This is a genomic window from Spirillospora sp. NPDC047279 (assembly GCF_040643285.1).
In the GTDB taxonomy this organism is placed as follows: Bacteria; Actinomycetota; Actinomycetes; order Streptosporangiales; family Streptosporangiaceae; genus Spirillospora.
In genome coordinates, this window is sequence record NZ_JBEYUA010000003.1 from 345,705 (window position 1) to 365,063 (window position 19,359).

General features: G+C 71.8%; 23 protein-coding genes. 19 read left to right on the forward strand and 4 right to left on the reverse strand.

Translation table 11 applies throughout. The features are described 5' to 3' along the window. The first annotated feature begins 166 nt into the window (after positions 1 to 166). Genes ABZ810_RS08770 through ABZ810_RS08780 form a run of 3 tightly spaced genes read left to right on the forward strand, consistent with a single transcriptional unit; the run spans position 167 to position 3,340 of the window. A complete protein-coding gene (locus ABZ810_RS08770) occupies positions 167 to 1,138 on the forward strand; it encodes a tetratricopeptide repeat protein (RefSeq protein WP_358401046.1) in 972 nt (323 codons plus the stop codon). A 37-nt stretch (positions 1,139 to 1,175) separates the two neighbouring features. Then, positions 1,176 to 1,877: a cytidylate kinase-like family protein gene (locus ABZ810_RS08775; RefSeq protein ID WP_358401048.1), complete on the forward strand. Its 702-nt coding sequence runs from the start codon at positions 1,176 to 1,178 to the stop codon at positions 1,875 to 1,877. A gap of 59 nt (positions 1,878 to 1,936) precedes the next feature. Continuing rightward, the gene (locus ABZ810_RS08780; protein WP_358401051.1) at positions 1,937 to 3,340 is read left to right on the forward strand and encodes an NAD-dependent malic enzyme; all 1,404 of its coding nucleotides are present in this window, start codon (positions 1,937 to 1,939) and stop codon (positions 3,338 to 3,340) included. Positions 3,341 to 3,424: 84 nt separating this feature from the next. Here ABZ810_RS08780 and ABZ810_RS08785 read toward each other — a convergent pair whose 3' ends face one another. Next, positions 3,425 to 4,081 carry a hypothetical protein gene (locus ABZ810_RS08785; RefSeq protein WP_358401052.1) on the reverse strand — a complete coding sequence of 219 codons (657 nt, stop codon included), beginning with the start codon at positions 4,079 to 4,081 and terminating at the stop codon, positions 3,425 to 3,427. A 175-nt stretch (positions 4,082 to 4,256) separates the two neighbouring features. Here ABZ810_RS08785 and ABZ810_RS08790 point away from each other — a divergent pair, with 175 nt between their 5' ends. The 4 genes from ABZ810_RS08790 to ABZ810_RS08805 all read left to right on the forward strand — a co-directional run bounded on the left by ABZ810_RS08790 (position 4,257) and on the right by ABZ810_RS08805 (position 8,026). Further along, positions 4,257 to 4,832 (forward strand): YqgE/AlgH family protein, encoded by a 576-nt coding sequence (locus ABZ810_RS08790; protein ID WP_358401055.1) that lies wholly within the window; start codon positions 4,257 to 4,259, stop codon positions 4,830 to 4,832. Positions 4,833 to 4,841: 9 nt separating this feature from the next. Next, entirely contained in the window at positions 4,842 to 5,102 is a 261-nt protein-coding gene (locus tag ABZ810_RS08795) for a DUF3039 domain-containing protein (protein ID WP_358401057.1), read from the forward strand. Between the two features lie 155 nt (positions 5,103 to 5,257). Beyond that, positions 5,258 to 6,241: a zinc metalloprotease gene (locus tag ABZ810_RS08800; protein WP_358401060.1), complete on the forward strand. Its 984-nt coding sequence runs from the start codon at positions 5,258 to 5,260 to the stop codon at positions 6,239 to 6,241. A 36-nt stretch (positions 6,242 to 6,277) separates the two neighbouring features. Next, positions 6,278 to 8,026, forward strand: coding sequence for a DEAD/DEAH box helicase (locus ABZ810_RS08805; RefSeq protein WP_358401704.1), 1,749 nt, complete (start codon positions 6,278 to 6,280; stop codon positions 8,024 to 8,026). A 58-nt stretch (positions 8,027 to 8,084) separates the two neighbouring features. Here ABZ810_RS08805 and ABZ810_RS08810 read toward each other — a convergent pair whose 3' ends face one another. The 3 genes from ABZ810_RS08810 to ABZ810_RS08820 all read right to left on the reverse strand — a co-directional run bounded on the left by ABZ810_RS08810 (position 8,085) and on the right by ABZ810_RS08820 (position 10,622). Then, positions 8,085 to 8,615, reverse strand: a complete 531-nt coding sequence (locus ABZ810_RS08810; RefSeq protein WP_358401062.1) for a gluconokinase — start codon at positions 8,613 to 8,615, stop codon at positions 8,085 to 8,087. Positions 8,616 to 8,634: 19 nt separating this feature from the next. Beyond that, positions 8,635 to 9,213, reverse strand: coding sequence for a nicotinamidase (locus ABZ810_RS08815; protein ID WP_358401065.1), 579 nt, complete (start codon positions 9,211 to 9,213; stop codon positions 8,635 to 8,637). Between the two features lie 113 nt (positions 9,214 to 9,326). Beyond that, complete coding sequence (locus ABZ810_RS08820; protein ID WP_358401068.1) at positions 9,327 to 10,622, reverse strand: nicotinate phosphoribosyltransferase; 1,296 nt, start codon at positions 10,620 to 10,622, stop codon at positions 9,327 to 9,329. A 162-nt stretch (positions 10,623 to 10,784) separates the two neighbouring features. On the opposite strand from ABZ810_RS08820, the gene clpS reads away from it, so the two are divergent. The 12 genes from clpS to ABZ810_RS08880 all read left to right on the forward strand — a co-directional run bounded on the left by clpS (position 10,785) and on the right by ABZ810_RS08880 (position 19,326). After that, positions 10,785 to 11,081 (forward strand): ATP-dependent Clp protease adapter ClpS, encoded by a 297-nt coding sequence (clpS, locus tag ABZ810_RS08825; protein ID WP_358401071.1) that lies wholly within the window; start codon positions 10,785 to 10,787, stop codon positions 11,079 to 11,081. Positions 11,082 to 11,151: 70 nt separating this feature from the next. Next, a complete protein-coding gene (locus tag ABZ810_RS08830; protein ID WP_358401073.1) occupies positions 11,152 to 11,694 on the forward strand; it encodes a DUF2017 domain-containing protein in 543 nt (180 codons plus the stop codon). A 174-nt stretch (positions 11,695 to 11,868) separates the two neighbouring features. After that, positions 11,869 to 12,762 carry an MEDS domain-containing protein gene (locus tag ABZ810_RS08835; RefSeq protein WP_358401076.1) on the forward strand — a complete coding sequence of 298 codons (894 nt, stop codon included), beginning with the start codon at positions 11,869 to 11,871 and terminating at the stop codon, positions 12,760 to 12,762. Positions 12,763 to 12,806: 44 nt separating this feature from the next. After that, positions 12,807 to 13,658 carry an MEDS domain-containing protein gene (locus ABZ810_RS08840; RefSeq protein WP_358401078.1) on the forward strand — a complete coding sequence of 284 codons (852 nt, stop codon included), beginning with the start codon at positions 12,807 to 12,809 and terminating at the stop codon, positions 13,656 to 13,658. After that, positions 13,655 to 14,635, forward strand: coding sequence for a sensor histidine kinase (locus tag ABZ810_RS08845; protein WP_358401080.1), 981 nt, complete (start codon positions 13,655 to 13,657; stop codon positions 14,633 to 14,635). Before ABZ810_RS08840 ends, ABZ810_RS08845 begins: the two co-directional genes overlap by 4 nt. A gap of 39 nt (positions 14,636 to 14,674) precedes the next feature. After that, complete coding sequence (locus ABZ810_RS08850; RefSeq protein ID WP_358401083.1) at positions 14,675 to 15,091, forward strand: M67 family metallopeptidase; 417 nt, start codon at positions 14,675 to 14,677, stop codon at positions 15,089 to 15,091. Positions 15,092 to 15,134: 43 nt separating this feature from the next. Further along, on the forward strand, positions 15,135 to 15,260 hold the full coding sequence (locus ABZ810_RS08855; RefSeq protein ID WP_358401084.1) for a hypothetical protein: 126 nt from the start codon (positions 15,135 to 15,137) through the stop codon (positions 15,258 to 15,260). 109 nt (positions 15,261 to 15,369) lie between these two features. Beyond that, on the forward strand, positions 15,370 to 15,642 hold the full coding sequence (locus tag ABZ810_RS08860) for a MoaD/ThiS family protein (RefSeq protein WP_358401087.1): 273 nt from the start codon (positions 15,370 to 15,372) through the stop codon (positions 15,640 to 15,642). 16 nt (positions 15,643 to 15,658) lie between these two features. Further along, the gene (locus tag ABZ810_RS08865) at positions 15,659 to 16,606 is read left to right on the forward strand and encodes a cysteine synthase (protein ID WP_358401089.1); all 948 of its coding nucleotides are present in this window, start codon (positions 15,659 to 15,661) and stop codon (positions 16,604 to 16,606) included. A gap of 65 nt (positions 16,607 to 16,671) precedes the next feature. Beyond that, on the forward strand, positions 16,672 to 17,469 hold the full coding sequence (locus ABZ810_RS08870) for a thioesterase family protein (protein WP_358401091.1): 798 nt from the start codon (positions 16,672 to 16,674) through the stop codon (positions 17,467 to 17,469). Positions 17,470 to 17,696: 227 nt separating this feature from the next. Beyond that, a complete protein-coding gene (murI, locus tag ABZ810_RS08875; protein WP_358401094.1) occupies positions 17,697 to 18,545 on the forward strand; it encodes a glutamate racemase in 849 nt (282 codons plus the stop codon). Between the two features lie 31 nt (positions 18,546 to 18,576). Further along, the gene (locus ABZ810_RS08880) at positions 18,577 to 19,326 is read left to right on the forward strand and encodes an MBL fold metallo-hydrolase (RefSeq protein ID WP_358401097.1); all 750 of its coding nucleotides are present in this window, start codon (positions 18,577 to 18,579) and stop codon (positions 19,324 to 19,326) included. The last annotated feature ends 33 nt before the right edge of the window (positions 19,327 to 19,359 follow it).

Sequence of the window (19,359 nt, forward strand, 5' to 3'; positions counted from 1 at the left end):
CAGTCTTTTTGCTCTTACAGTCGAACGTCTGAATCCTTTGCCTTCGCTGTGAAGGGCTGAATTCGAGGGAATGTTCGGCTCTGTCCGCGGACCCGCCGGGCGACTTCCGCTCCGCTGGGAGCGGACGGGAGTACGGTCGCGGCCCGTCATGGGGCAGGATGGAGCCATGTCTTCTCGGGACTTTTCGTTGTACGGGGCCGTCGATCTCGGGGCGCGCCAGGCCGCCGTGAAGAAGCAGCAGGAGCGCCAGGCCGCCGCCGCGGGCGGTGGTGCCCCTGGAGCCGCCGGCGCTCCCGGCTCTGACGCGGCCGGTGGTCCGTACGTCGTGGACGTCACCGACCAGACCTTCAACACCGAGGTCGTGGAGCGTTCGCGGGCCGTGCCGGTCCTCGTCGACTTCTGGGCGGAGTGGTGCGGGCCCTGCAAGCAGCTGGGCCCGATCCTGGAGAAGCTCGCGACCGAGGCCGCGGGCAAGTGGGTGCTGGCCAAGGTCGACATCGACGCCAACCAGCAGCTCGCCGCCTACATGCAGCAGATGGGCATCCGCGGCATCCCGTTCGTCGCGGTCGTGGTGGCCGGGCAGCTGATGCCGTTCCTCAACGGCGCCGCGCCCGAGGCGCAGGTCCGTCAGGCGATCGACCAGCTCTTCGAGGCGCTGCGGCAGGAGGGCATCCTCCCCGAGGCGCCCGAGGGAGAGGCCGCGCCGGGCGAAGGACTGCCCGAGCCCGACCCGATCTACGGTGCCGCCGAGGACGCCCTGGCCGCCGGCGACCTCGACCGGGCCGCCGACGCGTTCCAGCAGATCCTCGCCGTCGATCCGCGCGACGAGTACGCCAAGACGGGGCTGGCCCGCATCGAGCTGGGCCGCCGCATCGGCGACCTGGACGCGCAGAAGGCCATCGCCGAGGCCGACGCCGACCCGTCGGACGTGGCCGCGCAGACCCGCGCCGCCGACGTCGAGGTCGTGACCGGCGACGTCGAGGGCGCGTTCGACCGCCTGATCGCCACCGTCCGGCGCACCGCGGGCGACGATCGCGACGCCGCGCGCAAGCACCTGCTGAAGCTCTTCGAGATCCTTCCCTCCGACGACCCGCGCGTGGGCAAGGCCCGCAGGTCGCTCCAGTCCGCGCTGTTCTGAGGCCGTTGAGAGGGCGAAAAGCGGGCATGATGCCCGTGTGAGCGCGCGTGTCGTGACGATTTCGGCCACCTTCGGGGCGGGTGGCGGCATCATCGGGCCGGCGGTGGCCGAGAGGCTGGGGCTGCCGTTCGTCGACCGGGCGGTGCCGGCCACGGTGGCGGCCGAGATCGGCTGCACCCTCGAGGAGGCGCTGGCCCACGACGGCCGGGCCGAACGGGGGATCGGCCGCATCCTGGCGGGGGCGGCGCGGCTGCCCAACGTCACGCTCGGCGGCATGGACGTCTACCTGCCCGACCGCACGATCCTGCCCGAGGAGGAGTTCGTCTCCCGCACCGAGCAGGTGATGACCAGGGTCGCCGACGCCGACGGCGGCGTACTGCTCGGCAGGGCGGGCGCGGTGGTCCTCGCGGACCGGCCGGAGGCGCTGCACGTACGGCTGGACGGTTCCAAGGAGCTGCGCCTGGAGCGGGCGCGCGCGGAGGAGAAGGCGGCCGACCAGGCAGAGGGCGGTGCGCCGGGCGAGGTCCGGGCCGGGCGGGCAACCGGACGGAGCGGGACCTCCCAGCGCGATCTGGAGCGTATGCTCGAGGACAATGACCGCGCCCGGGCGGCCTACGTGAAGCACTTCTACGGGGCCGATCCCGCCGATCCGCGGCTCTACCACCTCGTGATCGACAGCACGAGGCTCCCCGAGCCCACCGTGGTTGACATGATCGTCGCCGCGGCCCGGGCGGTCTGAGCCAGCAGGAGAGGCCGGGCGGCGGCCCCGATACAGGTCGTAGCAAGGGAGCTAGTGACGTGGCCAGCGTGCCCAGCGTGTCGTACTCCATCACCGTCCGGCTCGAGGTCCCGGCCGGCGGCAAGGCCGTCAGCCAGATCACCCACGTGGTCGAGAACGCCGGCGGCATCGTCACGGCGCTCGACGTCAACACGGCCGGGCACGAGAAGTTGCGCATCGACGTCACGATCGCGACCCGCGACACCGAGCACGCCGAGGGCATCGCGGCGGCGCTCGAGACCATCGACGACATCAGCATCCACAAGGTCAGCGACCGCACGTTCCTGATGCACCTCGGCGGCAAGATCGAGATGAAGTCGAAGGTGCCGCTGCGCACCCGTGACGAGCTCTCGATGGCCTACACGCCCGGCGTCGCCCGGGTCTCGCTGGCGATCGCCCGCAACCCCGAGGACGTGCGGCGGCTGACGATCAAGCGCAACAGCGTCGCGGTGGTGACCGACGGCTCGGCGGTGCTCGGGCTCGGCAACATCGGCCCGGAGGCGGCGCTGCCGGTCATGGAGGGCAAGGCGGCCCTCTTCAAGCGGTTCGCGGGCATCGACGCCTGGCCGATCTGCCTGGACACCCAGGACACCGACGAGATCGTCCGCACCGTGCAGATCCTCGCCCCCGCGTTCGGCGGCATCAACCTCGAGGACATCTCCGCGCCGCGCTGCTTCGAGGTGGAGGCCCGGCTGCGCGACCTGCTCGACATCCCGGTGTTCCACGACGACCAGCACGGCACCGCGATCTGCGTGCTCGCCGCGCTCACCAACGCGCTGCGGGTCGTCGGCAAGGACATCGGCCAGGTGCGCATCGCCATGTCGGGCGCGGGCGCGGCGGGCAGCGCGATCCTGCGGCTGCTGCTGCACGCGGGCGCCCGCGACGTGGTCGTGTGCGACTTCCACGGCGCGGTGCACCTGGGCCGGGAGGACCTGGACGACTCGCTGCGCTGGATCGCCGAGCACACCAACGCCGAGGGCTACGCGGGCGACCTCAAGGGCGCCGTCAAGGACGCCGACGTGTTCGTGGGGGTCTCCGCGCCCAACATCCTGACCGGCGACGACATCGCGACCATGAAGGACGACGCGATCGTGTTCGCGCTGGCCAACCCCGAGCCCGAGGTGTCGCCGGACGAGGCCCGCGAGCACGCCTCCGTGGTCGCCACCGGCCGCAGCGACTACCCCAACCAGATCAACAACGTGCTGGCGTTCCCCGGGGTCTTCCGAGGCCTGCTCGACGCCCAGGCCGACGGCGTCACGCAGGAGATGTTGCTGGCCGCCGCCAAGGCGCTCGCGGACGTGGTGACCGAGGCCGAGCTCGGCCCCAACTACATCGTGCCGAGCGTCTTCCACCCGGACGTGAGCACGCTCGTCGCGGGCGCCGTCCGCGAGGCCGCCGGCGGGCGCCCCCGTACGGAGGTCTGAGCGGCTTCGGACGACGTCGCGGCGGCCTGGGCATGCCCCAGGCCGCCGCGACCCGTTCACGGCCACGACAGCCGGGATGCCGGGCTACTTCTTGCTGAAGACGTTCTCGCGGCGGCGGGGCCAGATGCCGCCGTACCAGAAGATGATCACGCCGGTGAGCATGGCGGCGCCGCCGGTCACGGCCCGCGCCCAGAGCACCGTGTCGTCCGCGCCGGTCTCGGGCAGCGCCTCGGGCGGCGGGGCGGTGCGGCAGTTGGCGGTGCGGGTGCGCACCAGGACCGTGTCGTTGGCCCGGGTGACCTCGATGCGGGTGGCGCGGTCCTCGCGCAGGGTCACCGAGACCGTCTTGGTCGATCCGGCGGTGATGGTGCCGGGGGCCGACGCCGAGCCGTCGTTGCGCTCGATCGCGTAGTCCTCGGTCTGCGCGCCCTTGTTGCGGATCGTGACCCGTACCGTGCGGCCCGGGCAGGTGACCGAGCCGATCTCGGCGGTCAGCGGCTGGGCCGGCGTCGTCCTGGTCGGGGTGGGGGTCGGTGGGGGAGTGGTCGGCTTGCTCGTCGTCGTGGCGGTCGCCGTGGCGGTGGCGGTCGACGTGGCCGTCGTCGTGGCCGTCGACGTCGCGGTCGTCGGTGCGCTCGAAGCGTTCGACTCGCCGCTCGTGGTCCTCAGGATGGCGGGGATCGCGATCAGCGCCCCGATCACGAAGAACACGGCTGCGATGACGACCCTCGGCAACTGCATCGCAGTTCCTTCCGCTCGCCTGCTCCTCACCGGAACGTCGTCGTCCGGTGATCCCTAGATCATTTTTTAACGTAGACCCGTATTCTGCCGATTGTCCCCAGAGATAGGGATCCGTAACAGGCTAACGAGCGGGGGGACGTGCCGCCGGAGGTATGAGCAACGCATCATGGAACCCATGGACGACGGCATCAGGGTCGGTCAGCTGCTGGTCGCGACACCCCAGCTCGACGACCCCAACTTCAAGCGCAGCGTGGTGCTGGTCGTCGAGCACGACCTGGAGGGCGGCACGCTCGGCGTCGTCCTCAACCGGCCCACCGAGGTTCCGGTCGACCGGGTGTTGCCTCCCTGGGCCGAGCTCGTGACCGGGCCCTCCGTGGTCTTCCAGGGCGGCCCGGTGGCACTGGACAACGCCCTGGCGCTGGCCCGGCTGCCCGGTGAGGACGAGCCGCTCGGCTGGCGGGCGCTGGACGGCGACCCGTCGGTGGCCCGGGTCGGCCTGGTCGATCTGGACGCCCCGCCGGGGCTGCTCGCGCCCGAGCTCCTCCAGCTGCGGGTCTTCGCCGGATACGCGGGCTGGTCGGCTGGCCAGCTCCGGTCAGAGATCGAGGACGGCGCCTGGTACCTGGTGGCGGCCGAGGCGGGCGACGTCTTCGCGGGGGACCCGGACCGGCTGTGGCAGGAGGTGCTCCGCCGGCAGGGCGGCGACCTGGCGTTCGTTTCGACTTTTCCCGAGGACCCGACGCTCAACTAAGGTGTTTCTGTGAGTACCAAGATCCTTCCCGACAGCGATACACAGAGTGACGTCAAGCCGGATCTGTCGCACGGCGACGGCGATCACGAGCGGTTCGCGCACTACGTGAAGAAGGCCAAGATCACCGAGAGCGCCGTCAGCGGTACGCCGGTGGTGGCCCTTTGCGGCAAGATCTGGGTGCCCAACCGCGATCCCAAGAAGTTCCCGGTCTGCCCGGAGTGCAAGGAGATCTACGAGTCCATGAAGTCCGGCAAGGGCAAGGACGAGTAACGCGCCCGCACGGGGGCACGACTCATCCGTGATCTTGGTGGCCGCCGGACCCGGCGGCCACGGCGCGTGACGTTCGGGTACGGGGAGCCATGGGGCGGGGCATCGGGGTTGTGGCATGCGCACTGTCGGTGACGGTGTGTGTCGCGTCGAGTTCGGTGAGTGGCGGGGCACGGGAACGCCTCCCCGCCGCGGCGGCGCGGGTGCCCGCCGAGTGCGGTCCGGGCGGTGGGCACGGGCGCCCCGGCGCGAGTCCGGCCGGCTTCGCGGCGCGCGGCAACGGCGGCGCGCGTGATCGGTCCGACCTGAGCCCCGGCCAGGTGACCGGGCTCCTGGCCGACCTGGGCAGGACGCTGGGCCTGCGGTACGGCGCCGGCGAGCGCGACCTGGAGCGGGCCGGGCGCGAGCCCGGTCGCATCGTGGTGCCCGTCCGGTTCCACGTCGTCACCGACGGCAAGGCGGGACGCCTGGCCAGGTCCGCGGTCAGGCGACAGGTCGCCACGCTGAACGCGGCGTACGGCGGCGAGAGGGGCGGCGCCGACACCGGCGTGTCCTTCCGGCTGGAGAAGTATGGCGTCCGCGATAACGCCCGCTGGTTCCGGGCACCTCAGCGCCACGAGCGTGCGATGAAGGAGGCGCTGAGCGGCGGCGGTGCCGGCACGCTCAACCTCTACAGCGCGGCGGTCGGCTCGGACGTGCTGGGCTTCTCCACGTTCCCGCACTGGTACCGCAGGAGCCCCAAGGTGGACGGCGTCGTGATCGACTACCGCAGCCTGCCCGGCGGGCCCTACCGGCACTTCGACCTGGGTTACACGGCGGTGCATGAGATCGGCCACTGGCTCGGCCTCTTCCACACGTTCGAGAACGGCTGCGAGAGCCCGGGCGACGGGGTGGACGACACGCCCTACGAGGCGGAGCCGGCCGAGGCGTGCCCGAGCGGCAGGGACACCTGTGACCAGCCGGGATCCGACCCGTTGCACAACTTCATGAACTACGGATGGGACGACTGCATGCACGAGTTCACGCCCGGTCAGGGACGCCGTATCCGGGCCGCGTGGGCCGCCTACCGTGCCCCGGGCGGCGAGAGTGAACGTGCGCACAGAGGGCGGAGTGGGGCGCGTTCTGTCGCTGGGGCTCGGTAGCCTTCGATGACCGTGAGCACTTTCGCCGCATCGAGCATGCCCCCCGCCTTCCCCGAACGGGCCGCGTGGGGGACCGCGTCGTCCCTGCGCGCCTGGCAGCAGCAGGCGCTGGAGGCCTACTTCGGGCCCAAGGGCGAGCAGCCCGGTCCGCGCGACTTCCTCACCGTCGCGACGCCGGGCGCCGGCAAGACGACGTTCGCGCTGCGGCTCGCCCGCGAGCTGCTCGAGCGCCGCGTCATCGTGGGCATCACCGTGGTGTGCCCCACCGAGCACCTCAAGCGGCAGTGGGCCGAGTCGGCGGCCCGGGTGGGCATCAAGCTCGACCCCGAGTTCCAGAACGCCCAGGGCCGCGTCGGCAAGGACTTCCACGGCGTCGCGGTCACCTACGCGACCGTCGCCGCCCGTCCCGCGCTCCACCGCAACCGCACCGAGGCGCGCAAGACCCTGATCGTCTTCGACGAGGTGCACCACGCGGGCGACGGCCTGTCGTGGGGCGACGCGGTGCGCGAGGCGTTCGAGCCGGCCACCCGCCGGCTCTCCCTGTCGGGCACGCCGTTCCGCACCGACATCAACCCGATCCCCTTCGTCGACTACGAGGAGGGGCCGGACGGCATCCGGCGCAGCCGGGCCGACTACACCTACGGCTACGGCCCGGCGCTCGCCGACGGCGTCGTGCGTCCGGTCATCTTCCTGGCCTACTCGGGCGAGATGCGCTGGCGCACCCGCGCGGGCGACGAGCTGGCCGCGACGCTCGGCGAGCCGCTCACCCAGGACCAGACGGCGCAGGCGTGGCGCGCGGCGCTCGACCCCAAGGGCAACTGGATCAAGCAGGTGCTGGCGGCGGCCGACAAGCGCCTGACCGAGCTGCGCCGGGCCATCCCGGACGCGGGCGGCCTGGTCATCGCGACCGACCACGAGTCGGCGCGCGCCTACGCCAAGATGCTCCGCGAGGTGTGCGGCCAGGGCGCCACCATCGTGCTCTCCGACGACCCGACCGCGTCCAAGAAGATCAAGACGTTCAGTGAGACGGAAGACCGCTGGATGGTCGCGGTGCGCATGGTGTCCGAGGGCGTCGACATCCCGCGGCTCGCGGTCGGCGTCTACGCCACCTCGACCAGCACGCCGCTGTTCTTCGCGCAGGCGATCGGGCGCTTCGTGCGCGCCCGCAAGCGCGGTGAGACCGCGTCGGTGTTCCTGCCGTCGGTGCCGACGCTGATGGGCCATGCCAACGAGATGGAGGCCGAGCGCGACCACGTGCTCGACCGCCCGGTCCGCGAGGACGGGCTCGACGACGACCTGCTCGCCGAGGCCAACCGCCGGCAGGACAACCCCGACGTGGGGGAGGAGCTGCCGTTCGAGACCGTCGAGGCGTCCGCCACGTTCGACCGGGTGCTCTACGACGGCGGCGAGTTCGGCATGCAGGCGCAGGTCGGCTCGGCCGAGGAGGAGGAGTTCCTCGGCATCCCCGGCCTGCTGGAGCCCGACCAGGTGACCGAGCTGCTGCGCAAGCGGCAGGCCCAGCAGATCGCCAGCGAGCGCAAGCGCAAGACCGGCGACCCGCGCGCCGACCGGGGCGACCGCACCGCCGCCGAGGACATCGCCGCGCTGCGCAAGGAGCTCAACGGCCTGGTCGGCGCGTGGAACCACCGCACCGGCAAGCCGCACGGCGTCATCCACACCGAGCTCCGGCAGTCCTGCGGCGGCCCGCCGATCGCGCAGGCCTCCGCCGACGACGTGCGCAAGCGCATCGAGAAGATCCGCGAATGGGCCGCCCGGCGCCGCTGAGCGTCACCTGCCGGGGTCACCTGCCGGGGTCACCTGCCGGGGGCGCCGCCGAGCGTCCCTACGAGCCCTTCCCGGGCAGGCCGAGGCCCTTGACGATGAGGGCCGAGGTCTCGTCCGGCGTGCCGGTGATGGGCACGTACAGCGCATGCTCGTCCGAGGCCGGCTTCTCCAGGTCGGCGAACTGGCTGTCGAGCAGCTCGACCTGGAAGAAGTGACCCTCGCGCACCCGCATGCGGGACGCGATGGTGTCGCGGTCGCCGTCGAGGTAGGCGATGCGCACCCGGGGGTCGCCCTCGTGGGTCAGCAGGTCGCGGTACGAGCGCTTGAGCGCCGAGCACGAGACCACGCCGGACGTGCCCGAGTCGAGGTGGCCGCGGATCCACTCGGCGATCGCCCGGAGCCAGGGCAGGCGGTCGGCGTCGTCCAGCGGATGACCCGAGCGCATCTTCTCGATGTTGGCGGGCGGGTGGAAACCGTCGGCGTCGGCGTACTCCCAGCCCAGGAGTTCGGCCACCTTGGTGCCGACGGTCGTCTTGCCGGAGCCGGAGACGCCCATGATCACGATGACGTCCGGCCGTGCGCTCGCCACGTACTCGCTCCTTCGCTGGTCAGTTGTGGACGACGGGGGCGCCGGCCAGCCGGACGCCGCCGTCGCGCAGCTGGCCGAGCGCGCGTTCGGTGCTCTCTCCGGCGACCCCGGCGGTGAGCCCGAGCAGGACGGTGGTGCGCAGCCCGGCCCGCGCCGCGTCGAGGGCGGTGGCGCGCACGCAGTGGTCGGTGGCGATGCCGACGACGTCGACCTCGTCGACCTGGCGGCTGCGCAGCCAGTCGCCCAGCGGCGTGCCGTCGTCGGCCTGGCCCTCGAACCCGCTGTAGGCGGCGGTCTCCCGGCCCTTGCTGAAGACGACCTCGATCGGGGCCAGCTTGAGGTTGGGGTGGAAGTCGGCGCCGGGCGTGCCGATCACGCAGTGCGGCGGCCAGGAGTCGACGTAGTCGGGCGTCTCGGAGAAGTGGGCGCCCGGGTCGAGGTGGAAGTCGCGGGTCGCCACGACGTGGGCGTAGCCGGATCCGTGCTCGGCCACGTGGCCGGAGATCGCGGTGGCCACCGCCGCGCCGCCGGTCACCGCCAGCGATCCGCCCTCGCAGAAGTCGTTCTGCACGTCGACGATGATCAGAGCCTTGCCCATGTGCGCCCGCTCCTTGATCCGCTTCCCCCGGTACGTCCCCCGACATTACGGACGCTACACGCGTACGCCCAGTACCAGGGCCTCCGCGGCGGACGCCGACTTCGAGACACGCCCTAGCGTCGCGGGCCGCCGTCGACGAACTCGGTGGGGACGGCCGCCTCGCCCCGGCTCAGCTGCAGGGCGGTGGAGGGGAGCTCCCGCACGGCGCGGGCGTGGCGCTCGCGCGCGGCCTCCAGCGGCTCGCGGCCCACGATCTCGCCGTCCCGGATGAGCGCGGCCTGCAGAACGCGGTCGCGGGCTCCGGGCGTCGGCTCCCCGGTGGTGACGACCTCGGCGCAGGCGGTGCCGTGCCCGTCGATGCGCCGGACCGCCGCCTTGCGGCCGCCGCGGCTGGGCTTGCCGGTGGACCGCTTGGCCACCGGCCGCATCGGCGCGTCGTCCGCGGGCCCGTCCGCGCGCGCCACCAGCTTGTAGACGAGCGAGGCGGTGGGCGCGCCCGATCCGGTGACCAGGGACGTGCCGACGCCGTAGCCGTCGACCGGGGCGGCGGCGAGCGCGGCGATCCCGTACTCGTCGAGGTCGCCGGTGACCACCACGCGGGTGTCGTGGGCGCCGAGGGAGTCGAGCTGGGCGCGGACGCGCCGCGCCATCACGCCGAGGTCGCCGCTGTCGATGCGGACCGCGCCCAGGCGGGGCCCGGCGAGTTCGACGGCGGTCGTGACCGCGCGTTCGACGTCGTAGGTGTCGACGAGCAGCGTCGTGCTCTCGCCGAGCGAGTCGAGCTGGGCCTGGAACGCGTGCCGCTCGCTGTCGTGGAGCAGGGTGAACGCGTGCGCGGCCGTGCCGGCCGTGGGGACGCCGTAGAGCCGCCCGGCCTCCAGGTTGGAGGTGGTGGCGAAGCCGGCGATGTAGGCGGCGCGGGCGGAGGCGACGGCGGCCTTCTCGTGGGTGCGGCGCGAGCCCATCTCGATCAGCGGCCGGTCGCCGGCGGCCTGGGCCATCCGGGACGCGGCGGACGCGATGGCGCAGTCGTGGTTGAGGATCGACAACACGAGCGTCTCGAGGAGGACGGCCTCGGCGAACGTGCCTTCCACCACCAGAATCGGCGAGTTCGGGAAATAACAATCGCCTTCTGAATAGCCATGGATGTTTCCGGAGAAACGGTACTTTTCCAACCATTTCACCGTCGGCTCGTCCACGATCTCGCGCGACGTCAGGAACTCCAGGGCGTCGTCGTCGAAGGTGAACGCCTCGATCGCGTCCAGCAGCCGCCCGGTGCCGGCGACGACGCCGTAGCGGCGTCCGGCCGGCAGTTGCCTGGCGAACACCTCGAACACCGCCCGCCGCTCGGCGGTGCCGCTGCGCAGCGCCGCCTGGAGCATCGTGAGTTCGTACTGGTCGGTCAGCATTGCGGTGCGGTAACCAAGGTCCACAAGTGGAACCCTAAGGCCCCGTCCGTGCACCATGGACGGGCAGGTCCGCGAGCGCACCGGTGGACGGGGTGAATACCATCGGGTGATGGGCGGCCCGACGTTGAGGAAAGGCGCTGTGGCGAGAGGAGACACGCGGTCATGAGCACCGCGCCCGCTCCGGTCGAGCTCGAACGGCCGGACGCCGAAGAGGATCTGAGCTCCGATCGGCCCTGGCTGGCGATCGTCTGGAACGACCCGATCAACCTGATGTCGTACGTCACGTACGTGTTCCAGACCGTTTTCGGCTATCCCAAGACCAAGGCGGAGAAGCTGATGCTCGACGTGCACCACAAGGGCCGCGCGGTCGTGGCCAACGGCACGCGCGAGGAGATGGAGCGCGACGTCGAGATCCTGCACTCGTACGGCCTCTGGGCCACCGTCAGGCGGGACGACTGACCAGCGAGACGACCGACCAGCGAGACGACCGAACACCGCCGAACGACCGACCGACTGGGTGATCTGCTGAGTGAGCGCCGTCAAGAAGAGCCGGAAGGGCGTCGTCCTGCGGCTGGAGCCGGAGGAGGCCGCCCTCGTCCGGGCCCTGATGGAGCAGTTGCTCGAGCTCCTCGGTGAGCCGCCGGACGCGGACGACGAGCTGGCCAGCCTGGGCATCGCCGGGGACGCCGAGAAGTCCGACGACCCGGTGCTGGCCCGGCTGTTCCCGGACGCCTACCGCGACGACGGCGAGGCGGCCGGGGAGTTCCGCCGCTACACCGAGATCGGGCTGCGCGACGGCAAGCGCGAGGCCGCCGGCGTCGTGCTGGGCACGCTCGTCGGCGCCGGGGGGTCCGGCCCGGGGGTCGACACGATCCTGGACGGCGACCAGGCGCAGGCCTGGCTGCGTGCGCTCAACGACGTGCGGCTGGCCCTCGGCACCCGGCTCGACATCTCCGAGGAGTGGTACGAGGAGGCCTCCCGCCTCGACCCGGACGACCCGCGCATGGCGATGTTCGCCGCGTACGACTGGCTGACCATGCTGCAGGAGAGCATCGTCCGGGCGGTGTTCTGAGGCTCTCCGGGTCACGCCGTGACGGTGATGTGGCCGCAGGCGGCCGGATCACGTTATGTCGAGGGTGTGTCGCTGTCAGTGTTGGTACGTTGACGGCGAGAGCTCGTCGGGGGGCGCTCTCCGGGGGTGCACGGGCCCGCGCCGCGGGCCGGAGACCTGCTCGGGAGAACTCGCATGCCTTCAGCCACCGGCAAGACCGTCGGGACGATGGAGTTCGGCGACCACCTCTGCCTCTCCTACGACAACGCCGAGGAACGTAGGGCGATCCTGCTGTCGTACGTCCGGGACGGCATCGCCGCCGACCACAAGATCATTTACCTGTCCGACCAGGACCCGCCCGAGACCGTGCTCGGCTGGATGTCCGCGGCGCCGGGCTCGACCGGCCTCGACCTGTCCGGCGCGCTCGAGGAGGGCCGGTTCGTGGTCCGTACCGCCGAGGAGGCCTACATGGCCACCGGCCGGTTCGACCCGGACGAGATCATCGCCCTGTTCGCCACCGAGATCGAGCTCGCCCTGATGCAGGGCTACAAGGGCGTCCGGGTGACCGGCGAGGAGACGTTCTCGCTGCGCGGCTGGCCCGGCACCGACCGGTTCGCCGAGTTCGAGCGCAAGATCGACGAGGTGTTCCGCACGTCCGAGGTCAACGCGATGGCCATCTGCCAGTACGACCGCCGCTGGTTCGACGCCGCCCATCTGGAGCGGCTGGAGTCCTACCACGTCGACCGGGTGCGGCCGGACGACCTGCACGACGACGGGGTGCTGCGGGTCTCGCCGCTGTTCGCCCCGCCCGGCCTCGTGCTCGCCGGCGTGATCGACGGCACCTCGCGGTCGGCTCTGGCCGAGGCGCTGGACGCGCTGCCGGACACCGGCACGGTGTGCCTCGACCTGTCGGCGGTGGAGTTCTGCGACCCCGAGGGCCTGCGGCTTCTGGTGGGCGCGCGGGAGGCGCCCGGCGGGGCGCGGCGGCAGGTGCTGCTGCGCGGTGTGCCGCCGATCGTCGCCGGGCGACTTCGCGAGCACGGACTCGGCTCCGTCGCGGGCGTCGTGGTCGAGGAGAGCGCACAATAGAGTCACCCACAGGAGAGCCAACCGTTCCCCCTGGGAGGCTCGGGATGTCCTCCAACCGCGTCGGTGCGATGACGTTCGGCGATCATCTCTGCCTGCCGTACGACAACGACGACGAGCGGAACGCGATCCTGCTCGACTACATCGGCGACGGGCTGCGGTCCGATCACAAGGTCGTCTACCTGTCGGCCGGGGTGGCCGCCGGGGACGGTGCCGGCAGCGGCATCGACGGCCTGCTCGGCCGGATGACGTACGGGACGGACGACGCGGCGGCGCTGAGCGCCGCCCTCGCGGCGGGCCAGCTGGAGACCGGGCCGTGGGACGCCGACGAGGCCGCCGTGCTGGTCGGCACCGCCGCCGGCCTCGCCCGCGCGCAGGGGTACGGGGGCGTGCGGATCATCCGGGAGCCCGACGCGGCCGGCGCGTCCGGATGCGGGCTCGAGCGCGCGTTCGCCGATCCGGGCGTCCAGGCCATGGCCGTCTGCCAGTACGACCGGCGCTGGTTCGCCGCCGCCCAGGTGGAACGGCTGGAGGCCTGCCACGACGGCCGGGTCGTCGTCAACGCCCTGCACGACGACGGCGTGCTGGTGATCACGCCCCTCTACGCGCCGCCGGGGCTCCGGCTGGCGGGCGCGATCGACGAGTCGACGCTGCCCGCGCTGCGGTCGGCCCTGCTCGGGGCGCGCCGCGGGCCGCACCTCTGCCTCGACCTGTCCCGGCTCGACTTCTGCGACATGGAGGGCCTCGAGCTCCTGGTGGCCGCGGGCCGGGGCGGTGGCGTCGGCGGGATGGAACGGCAGGTGGTGCTGCGCGGTGTGCCCGGCTACCTCGACCTCATGATGAGGATCTCCGGGTGGGAGGCCGTGCCGGGGGTGTTCGTCGAGGAGGCCGCCCGATGAACGGCCTGCGGAGCACGTCCCTCGGCCAGGAGAGCAGGAACGAGCGCGGGATCCTGCTGCACCGGGCGCTGGTGTACGGCTCGGTGCGCGACTTCACCGACATCGCCGCCCCCTACCTCGACCAGGGCGTCAAGGCCGGTGACGCGGTGGTGGTCATCACCTCGCCCGCCCTCGCCGCCGAGCTGGAGGAGGGCCTGGGCACGAGGACGGCGTCCCGGATCGAGTTCATCGACCGCGACGGCTGGTTCCGCGGGCCGATGCAGACGCTCTCCGACTACTACGACCGCACCCGCCGCGACTGGTGGCCCCGCGGCCGGCTGCGGCTGCTGACCGAGCCGGTGTGGACGGGCCGCACGCCGCTGGAGATCCGCGAGTGGAAACGCCACGAGGCGATCCTCAACGTGGCGTTCGCCGGCACGCCCAGCACCTTCGTGTGCGCCTACGAGACCGGCGCGGTGCCGCCGCACGTGATCATGGACGCGGCCCGCACCCATCCCGAGCTCCTCGACGTCGAGGGGCTGCGGCCGAGCGGCGAGTTCGTCGACCCGGCCGAGTTCTACGCCGGCTGCAACGCCACACGGCTGGAGCCGCCGCCCCCGTACGCCGCCCGGCGCGGCTTCGCCACCGGCGAGCTGCCGGGCCTGCGGTCGTTCCTCGCCGAGGAGTCGGCCCGGCTCGGGCTGCCCGAGACGCGGTCGCTGCCGTTCGTGCTGGCCGTCAACGAGGTCGCCACCGACGTCATCCGGCGGGGCGGCGGGCACGGCGGGGTCTGGTTGTGGGCGGAGCACGGCGAGCTGCTCTGCGACGTCGCCGACCCCGGGCGGGTGATGGAGGACCGGTTCCTGGGCTACCTGCGGCCGCGGCCACTCCAGCCGGGCGGCGCCGCGATGTGGGCGGTGCGGATGCTCTGCCACGTCGTGGAGATCCGGGCCGGCGAGCAGGGCACGGTGATCCGGATGCACCTCAAGCTGACCTGAGCGGGTGCGGGCCGCGGCACGGCAGGTAATCTGCGGACCATGCTGACGATCGAGCGTGCCCTGGTCGACAAGATCGTCGCGCACGCGCGCGCGGACCACCCCGACGAGGCCTGTGGCGTGATCGCCGGGGCGATCGGCTCCGACCGGCCCACCCGGTACGTGGCGATGACCAACGCCGAGCGCTCGCCCACGTTCTACCGGTTCGACTCGCTGGAGCAGCTCAAGGTCTGGCGCGAGATGGACGACCGGGACGAGGAGCCGGTGGTGATCTACCACTCGCACACCGCGACCGAGGCCTACCCCTCGCGCACCGACATCTCCTACGCCTCCGAGCCCAACGCGCACTACGTCCTGGTGTCCACGCGCGCCGAGGACGACACCGAGTTCCGCTCGTTCCGCATCGTCGACGGCGAGGTGACCGAGGAAGAGGTCAAGATCGTCGACGGGTACTCCTGACGCGGGCGTGGGGGCTCTTCCCCAGGTCGGTAAACTGGCGGTCATGAGGACGAGCGAGCAGTGGTGGGGCGCCCTGAGGCGGCGCCGCGACGCCGTGCTCGTGATGTCTCCGGTACAGAGCTTCCTGTTCGGGCACTCCCGCGCCGAGGTCGTCTACGACTGTCGCTGAGGCGCGCGCCCTCGGGCGCGTGCCGAGCCCGCCCGGAATTCCCCCGCGCCCCGCCCTGTTGTGACGCCGTGGCGGGGAAGCCCGTACGAACCTGAAGGAGACCATCGCGATGGCGATCGAAGTCCGGATCCCGACGATCCTGCGCACCCTCACCGACGGCGCCAAGGCCGTCGAGGGCAAGGGCACCTCGCTCGACGAGCTCTTCGCCGACCTCGACACCCGCCACCCGGGCCTGCGCGCCCGCCTGGTGGACGACAAGGGCCTGCGCAAGTTCGTCAACGTCTACCTCAACGACGAGGACGTGCGCTTCCTCGGCGGCCTGGAGACCGAGGTCTCCGACGGTGACAACGTCACCATCCTGCCCGCCGTCGCCGGCGGCTGAGCCGGAACCCGTGCCCATGCGTTTCGACTCGCTGCTGGACTCGCTCGGCCGTACCCCGCTGGTCGGCCTGCCCCGGCTGTCGCCCAGCCCCGAAGTACGGCTCTGGGCCAAGCTGGAGGACCGCAATCCGACGGGTTCGGTCAAGGACCGGCCCGCCTTCTTCATGATCGACAAGGCCGAGAAGGACGGGCTGCTCACGCCCGGCCGCACGATCCTCGAGCCCACCTCCGGCAACACCGGCATCTCGCTGGCCATGGTCGCCAAGCTGCGCGGCTACAAGATGATCTGTGTCATGCCGGAGAACACCTCCGAGGAGCGCCGCCAGCTGCTGCGGATGTGGGGCGCCGAGATCATCTCCTCGCCCGCCGCCGGCGGCTCCAACGAGGCCGTCCGGGTGGCCAAGAAGCTGGCCGGGGAGCATCCCGACTGGGTGATGCTCTACCAGTACGGCAACGAGGCCAACGCCCTGGCCCACTACGAGACGACCGGCCCGGAGATCCTCGAGGATCTGCCCACGGTGACGCACTTCGTGGCCGGGCTCGGCACCACCGGCACCCTCATGGGCGTCGGCCGCTTCCTGCGCGAGCACAAGCCGGACGTCCGGATCGTCGCCGCGGAGCCGCGCTACGGCGAGCTGGTCTACGGCCTGCGCAACATCGACGAGGGGTTCATCCCCGAGCTCTACGACGACTCGGTGCTGACCACCCGGTTCTCGGTCGGCTCCGCGGACGCGCTGCGCCGCACCCGCGAGCTGCTGGAGCAGGAGGGCATCTTCGCCGGGGTCTCCACCGGCGGCGCCCTGCACGCCGCGATCGGCATGGCCCGCAAGGCCGTCAAGGCGGGCGAGCGCGCCGACATCGCGTTCGTCGTGGCCGACGGCGGCTGGAAGTACCTGTCGACCGGGGCCTACGAGGGCACGCTGGAGGACGCCGAGGAGCGCCTCGAGGGTCAGCTCTGGGCCTGATCGCCGGTGGTGGGTAAGGTGCGTACTCGAACGGGATTCTAGAAAGCGGGCCCGGGAGGGTGCGGATGAGCAGGTTCGGCGACGCGACCGCGGTGAAGCGGGTGGACGACGGGCGTTACGAGGCCGATCTCGACGCCGGCTACGGCATCGGCGAGGCGCTCAACGGCGGCTACCTGATGGCCGTGCTCGCCCGCGTGGCCGTCGACGTCTCCCCGCACGCGCACCCGGTGTCCACCGCCACCAGCTTCCTGCGGGTGGTCAAGGCCGGTCCCGCCGAGATCCTGGTCGAGCCCCGCAAGACCGGGCGCACCGCCGCCATGGCGCGCCTGACGCTCGTCCAGGGCGGCGAGGCCGTGGTGGACGCCCTCATCACCACCGGGACGCTGGCGGAGGACCTGGAGCCGCAGTGGCGCGGCGAGGCACCGGCCGCGCTCCCGCCGCCCGAGGAGTGCTCCACGTTCTCCTCCGGCAAGGGTGAACGCGGTTTCGCCGACCAGGTCGAGATGCTCTTCGACCCCGCCACCATGGGCTGGCTCGACGGGCAGCCCAGCGGCCGTCCCGAGGCCCGCGCCTGGTTCCGCGTCCCCGGCCACGAGCCCGACGGCCTCGCCCTCGCCCTGGCCGTCGACGCGCTGCCGCCGGTCGTGCTCAACCTGGGCGCCAAGGGCTGGGCGCCGACCGTCGAGCTGACCTGGCACATGCGCGCGGTGCCGGCCCCCGGCTGGCTGGCCGTGCACGGCGGCGGCCGGCTGGTGGCGGACGGCTGGTTCGACGAGGAGGTCGAGGTCTGGGACTCCGCGGGCCGGCTCGTCGCGCAGAGCCGCCAGATCGCCCGCCTCGGCCGGGGCCTTCCCGCGTCCTGACCCGTTCCGGCCACCATCCGGTGACCATCGCGCGGCATACCGCTCCGTTCGCCGTCACTCTCGTCACCGCCGTCCGTCCGCGTCGCGAACGTCCGTCGCCCGGCGTGCAGGTGAACGTGCGCTTGGTCACACGGGGGCGTTGACGTGCTCCGTTTCAGGTATGTGACCATGTGATGTACACCGCATGAAGCGTTGCCGGGAGCAGAGTTCGCTTAGCCTTGAGGACCATGTCAGACGCGCCGATCGGAATCTTCGACAGTGGGTTCGGCGGCCTCACCGTGGCCCGTGCGATCCTCGACCAGCTGCCGAACGAGCCGATCGTCTATCTCGGCGACTCGGACCGCCAGCCGTACGGTCCGCGACCCATCGCGCAGGTGCGCTCCTTCGCCCTGGAGATGCTCGACCAGCTGGTCTCCGAAGGGGTGAAGATGCTCGTGATCGCCTGCAACAGCGCCAGCTCGGCGATGTTGCGCGACGCCCGCGAACGGTACGACGTTCCGGTCGTCGAGGTGATCCACCCGGCCACCCGCCGTGCCGCCCGTGCCACCCGCAACGGGCGGGTCGGCCTCATCGCCACCCAGGCCACGGTCACCAGCCGTGCGTACGAGGACGCGTTCACCGCCGCGCCGCACATCGAGCTCACGAGCAACGCCTGCCCGCGGTTCGTGCCGTTCGTGGAACAGGGGGTGACGATGGGGGACGAGGTTCTCGACGCGGCTCGCGGTTACCTCGCGCCGATCGTCGAACGCGGGTGCGACACCCTGATCCTGGGCTGCACCCACTATCCATTGCTCACCGGCGTCATCTCGTATGTCGTCGGAGACGGGGTCACACTGGTCTCAAGTGCCGATGAGACCGCCAAGGACGTCTATCGAGTGCTGAACGACCAGGGGCTCGCCCGTGCGGAGGCCACCCCACCACCGGCCCACCGGTTCCGCGCGACCGGTGACCCCGCCGTGTTCGCCGCGCTCGGCCGCCGTTTCCTGGGGCCCGAGATCGGCTTGGTGGAGACCACACCCGGGGCGGCGGGGCGCGGTCATGGGGACGGAACTCCGAACAAGGCTCTGACCAACTGATTCCTCGGGGGACACAAGAGGAGGAGTGAGCGTGCGGGTCACAGTGATCGGCTGCTCAGGCAGCTTTCCCGGACCGGACAGCCCCGCGTCCTGTTATCTGATTCAGGCCGAGGGCTTTTCCATGCTGCTCGATCTGGGCAGCGGCGCGCTCGGGTCGTTGCAGAAGTTTCACGAGCTGTACGACATCGACGCGATCTGCCTGTCGCATCTGCATCCCGATCACTGCCACGACATGTGCGGGTACTGGGTGGCGCGGCGTTACCGCCCCGGCGGCATGGCGCCGCGGATCCCCGTCTACGGTCCCGGCGTCACGCCGCGGCGCATGGCCGAGGCGTACGACCTGCCTCAGGACCCCGGCATGACCGAGGCCTTCGACTTCCACTCGCTCGAACGCGGTCCCTACGAGATCGGACCGTTCCGGGTGACGACCGCGCTGATGTCCCACCCGATCGAGGCGTACGGCTTCCGCATCGAGCACGACGGCAAGGTGCTGGCCTACTCCGGCGACACCGGTGAGTCCGAGGCGCTGGTCAAGCTCGCCCGCGGTGCCGACCTCTTCCTCTGCGAGGCGTCCTTCCTCGACGCCCCCGACCTTCCGCCCGAGCTGCACCTCACCGCGCGGGAGGCGGGCGAGCACGCCGCCCGCGCCGGCGTCGACAAGCTCGTGCTCACCCATCTGGTCCCGTGGAACGACGCGGACCAGTCGCTCGTCGAGGCCAAGGGGAGTGGCTTCGAGGGGGCGATCGAGCTCGCTCACGTGGGCGCCGAATACCGGCTCTGAGGCGTCCGGGCGGGGCTCCGCGCCGCGGGCCGG